The organism is Acidiplasma cupricumulans (assembly GCF_001402935.1).
In the GTDB taxonomy this organism is placed as follows: domain Archaea; phylum Thermoplasmatota; class Thermoplasmata; order Thermoplasmatales; family Thermoplasmataceae; genus Acidiplasma; species Acidiplasma aeolicum.
The window spans coordinates 1-4597 of sequence record NZ_LKBH01000205.1 but is presented as its reverse complement, the minus strand read 5'-3'; the positions used below and the strand labels follow the sequence as shown (position 1 = coordinate 4597).

Genomic DNA, 4597 nt, shown 5'->3' with positions numbered 1-4597 from the left:
GATCTAATGACAAGTGTTAAATAATATATTTTAATTAATATTTCGAATGAATACAAATTTAGTGCTATATATAATACGGCGTGCAATTTATGCACTTGTTACATTAATATTTATAATAGTAATAGTGTTTTTCTTAATCCATTTAATAGCTCCCACACCTCAGGCCATGGCAGGCATCTATGCCGGGTCTGGTCATCATACAAAGGCAGAAATAAACGCTATTATTGCTAAATATCATTTGAATGCACCATTGTATACTCAGGTTTTGTTGTATATTGGCAATATCTTCCATGGAAATCTTGGATATGATCCTGTTTATCATGTTCCTGAAATAAGTCTAATAGGAAGATTTCTGCCAAGAACTCTAGAGCTTGTTATCCCTGCCATTATAATATCAACATTTTTGGGATTATATACAGGTTCATTTGGTGCATCCCACAGGAGAAAAATACAGGATCATGCTGTAAAAGGAGTATATTTAGTTACATGGGCATCTCCGCCATTTTTTATAGCAATAGTTCTGCAGCTTTTCTTTGCATATGATCTTGGTTTATTACCATCTACTGGTATAGCAAATCCTGTTTTAACACCCCCACCAGATGTTGCAGCATTCCCAATTTTAAATGCAATTATAGCCGGAGATGGTGCATATCTTCTTAGTCTTATAAGGCATATGATTCTTCCTGTTATGGCAATAGCACTTTTAAGTTTTGGTGTAATTACTAGAATTACTAGGGCATCAATGATTGATGCAATGGAATCAGATTATTTTAAGCTTGAATTAATGAAGGGTGTTAGCAGGGATACTGCTGTTTATAGAACAGCCTTAAGGAATGCAGCAATTCCAATTGTTACACTTCTTGCACTGACATTTGGATATGCAGTGGCAGGCGCTGTTGTTGTTGAGGATATTTTTGATTATCATGGTATGGGATGGTTTATAGTTCAATCAATATACACATTAGATTATATAGCAATACTATCAACCACTGTAATTATTGCAATTTCAATAATTATAGCCAATTTAGTCGCTGATATATTATATGGTATTATGGATCCGAGGGTGAGGGTAAAGTGATTGACGAAAATGCCTACGAGGATAAGATAGAGTTTAAAAAGGTAAGCTATTTTGGGTCGTTTATAAAGGATAAATCAGCTCTTATAGGGCTTATCATAGTTGGCTGGTTCTTAATTTGGTCCATAATACAAGGAATAATGGAGGAACTTGCCGGTTTTACAAGTAATCCTAAACTTGGCTATATGCTGTTACCCTCAAATCCATTTGCAACCAATTTTAGCCTTCAACTTGAAGGGCCATCGACAAAATCACTTTCAATGCTACTTGGCACAAATGCCCTTGGTGAATCCATACTTTCCAGGATGCTATACTCAATGCCCAGAGATGCCCTTGTTGCTGTGGTGGTTGTATTTTCAGCAATAATTATTGGTGCAGCTTTGGGAATAATATCAGGATGGAGGGGTGGCTGGCTTGAGAATATCCTTATGAGGTTAACAGATGCATTCCTTTCTATTCCAGCTCTTATACTTGTAATTGCAATATCCATACCATTAAAGGCTGGCTTTGATGCTGTGATAATATCTTTAAGCATAGTATGGTGGCCAACATATGCAAGATTTTTCCGTGGTCAGACTCTTAAAATCAAAAACATGGACTATATGCAGGCCGCAAAAATAAACGGTGTAAAAAGATTTAGCCTCTTTTTCAGATATTTATTTTTGAACAGTGTTGACCCAGTAATAGCTTATGCTGCACTTGATTTTGGCAATGTTATTTTAACCTATGCAACATTAGCCTTCCTTGGAATAGGTTTAACCATACCTATACCGGAACTGGGTGCCATGGCCTCAAACGGTCTGCAGTATCTTCCTGCTGACTGGTGGTATGCAGTATTCCCAAGCATTACAATACTAATAATAGTTGCAGGTTTTGTCCTTGTTGGTGACAGATATCAGGATATAATTAATAACAGGATTGAATATTGAGGTGCATATAATTTGTTGCTTGAAATTAAAAATCTTAAAGTTTCTTATAAAACTGTTAATGGCAAAACAACTGTTTTAAACAACTTTGAATTAAACATGGATAGGGGAGATTCAATAGCAATTGTTGGTGAATCAGGGTCAGGTAAAAGTACACTTGGTGGGGCTATTGCAAGATTACTCCCACCGTCAGGAGAGGAATCCGGAGAAATAATCCTAAATGACCAGAATCTATTATCATTAACAGAAGAACAGATGACAAAAATTAGGGGTACAGAGGTATTCATGATTTTTCAGAATCCTCTAAACAGCCTTAATCCAGTAAAAACCGTTGGTTTTCAGCTATCAGAGGCTGCACAGATTAAGGCTCAGAGGAATGGTACAAGTGTTGCCCCGGAAGAAATAAATAAAATAGTAGTTGATGCATTAAAATCCGTGAGATTGCCGGATCCGGATCAGATTGTGAAGAGGTATCCGCATGAACTTTCTGGAGGTCAGGTGCAGAGAGTTGTAATAGCCATGGCGTTAATTTTGCGGCCCAAATTATTAATAGCCGATGAACCAACAACTGCCCTTGATGTAACCATACAAGCGCAAGTTATTAATCTATTAAAGGCTTTAAACAAAGAATATGGTATGGGAATAATATTTATAACACATGATTTGAGTCTGGCATATGTAATCTCTAAGAAAATTATTGTTATGTATGCAGGAACAATTATGGAATTAAATGAATCCAGTGATTTAATTAAACACCCTGACCATCCATATACAATTGGGCTGTTAAAAAGTGTGCCAACAGATTATAAGACCAATACAAGATTATTTTATATTAAGGGTTCCCCGCCATCGTTTTTCAACCTTCCTAAGGGATGCAGGTACAGTCCAAGATGCGATAAGGCTTTTGGCAAGTGCCATGAGTTTGAACCATCGTTAATAGATGTTAGTAATGGACATAAAGTGAGGTGCTGGTTATTTGAGTAGCATTATAAAATTGGAAAATATAAAAAAATACTATTTAACGCAACAGCTTCAGTTGCTTGATATTATCTTTAGAAGAAAACCTGTTTATGTTAGGGCCATGGATAACGTTTCAATAGAGGTTGACAAAGGAAAAATACTTGGAATAGTGGGTGAATCAGGCTCAGGCAAAACCACCCTTGGAAAAATAGTTTCAACTATCGAAACACCAACAGATGGTAAGTTTTATTTCAATGAAGAGGAAATAACCAGGAAAACAATTCATAACGCAAGAAAGCATATTTCCATGGTGTTTCAAAATCCTTATACTTCTGTGAATCCACGTATGAAGATTAAGCAGATTGTATCAGAACCCCTTGGACATTTTGACATGGAAAAGACCAAAAGCGTAATTTCTATGGTCGGCATGGATTATGATGAAATTGCAAATAAGGAACCTAAAGAATTATCTGGAGGCCAGATACAGAGAATAGCAATAGCACGGTCACTTATCAAGGCCCCGGACGTGCTTGTCTTAGATGAACCAACATCCGCACTTGACGAGTCCATACAGGCCCAGATACTTGATCTGCTTTTAGATATACAAAAGCAGTCAGACCTAACATATTTATTTATTACACATAACATGGGTGTGGCCAAGTATGTTGCAGATGATATAGCCGTTATTTATGCTGGGAAGCTTGTTGAATATGGACCCGTAAAAAAGGTTATGGAAAGCCCAAAACATCCATACACGCAGCTACTAATAGCCTCAGTGCCGGATTTTGAAAAGAAGGAACTTCAGTCTCCAATAGGTGACGTCCCAAGCCTTATTAATATTCCAAAGGGGTGCAGGTTTAGTGATAGGTGCCCTAGGGTTATGGACATATGCCGGCAGAGGGAACCGGAATTCAGGGATGTAGACGGTGTTAAGGTGCTATGCTGGCTTTATGGATAAAATCCATTGAAAAAACATTGATAAAAATAACAATACTGGTCGCCATATTTTCAGCTTTTTTGGAAATTAGCTATAAAACCATACTAAATTATTTCATATTTCTTGGAATAGTTTATTTTATGGGACTTCTTTATATACTTTTTAAAATGTCGTATAGAATAGAGATTTATGATACCCATATTTACATTAAAAATTTTTTTAGGTCATACAAAATACCATATAAAAACTTCTCAGACTTCTTTATAACCTCCGGGTATCTTCAAAAAAAATTTAACCTTTATTCAATATATATAATTACTAGAAGGAAAAATTTCTTAATAAAAGATATTCCACAGGCAGAGAAGATATATAATAAAATTAAAGACGAACTGGAATTGAATCATATTACCCCTGAAAACTGGTTAGAGAATTCAAATAATTGACACAAAACAGCTAATTTGCACGTAATGATTATAATATTAACATGCTGAAGATATCAAGAGTATAATTCAATAAAATAATAATATACTTATACTATATGACCTAATAAAATACAAATAAGGCTAAAATTTTTAACGTTCCTTTCATATAAATGTCAGACGAATTATGACTTGTCTTTTATAAGTATTCATTATAATAATTTATCTCTCAGATTATTTATATGTATAATTAATTTGTAAATAAACAGATCGGAAGAGC

5 protein-coding genes are annotated in these 4597 nt (G+C 35.2%); all 5 read left to right on the top strand.

Features of this window, described 5'->3' with window-relative positions; all coding sequences use genetic code 11:
- Positions 1-46 precede the first annotated feature (46 nt).
- From AOG55_RS06275 to AOG55_RS06255, 5 genes are read left to right on the top strand one after another with little or no spacing between them, the layout of a single operon-like run.
- Positions 47-1078 carry an ABC transporter permease gene (locus tag AOG55_RS06275; RefSeq protein WP_055041044.1) on the top strand — a complete coding sequence of 344 codons (1032 nt, stop codon included), beginning with the start codon at positions 47-49 and terminating at the stop codon, positions 1076-1078.
- On the top strand, positions 1075-2004 hold the full coding sequence (locus AOG55_RS06270) for an ABC transporter permease (protein WP_231563454.1): 930 nt from the start codon (positions 1075-1077) through the stop codon (positions 2002-2004). The genes AOG55_RS06275 and AOG55_RS06270 overlap by 4 nt, the downstream gene beginning before the upstream one ends.
- A gap of 12 nt (positions 2005-2016) precedes the next feature.
- Positions 2017-2985 carry an ABC transporter ATP-binding protein gene (locus AOG55_RS06265; RefSeq protein WP_048102355.1) on the top strand — a complete coding sequence of 323 codons (969 nt, stop codon included), beginning with the start codon at positions 2017-2019 and terminating at the stop codon, positions 2983-2985.
- Positions 2978-3919, top strand: a complete 942-nt coding sequence (locus tag AOG55_RS06260) for an ABC transporter ATP-binding protein (protein WP_055041043.1) — start codon at positions 2978-2980, stop codon at positions 3917-3919. Before AOG55_RS06265 ends, AOG55_RS06260 begins: the two co-directional genes overlap by 8 nt.
- Positions 3901-4341: a hypothetical protein gene (locus AOG55_RS06255; protein ID WP_048102352.1), complete on the top strand. Its 441-nt coding sequence runs from the start codon at positions 3901-3903 to the stop codon at positions 4339-4341. The genes AOG55_RS06260 and AOG55_RS06255 overlap by 19 nt, the downstream gene beginning before the upstream one ends.
- The last annotated feature ends 256 nt before the right edge of the window (positions 4342-4597 follow it).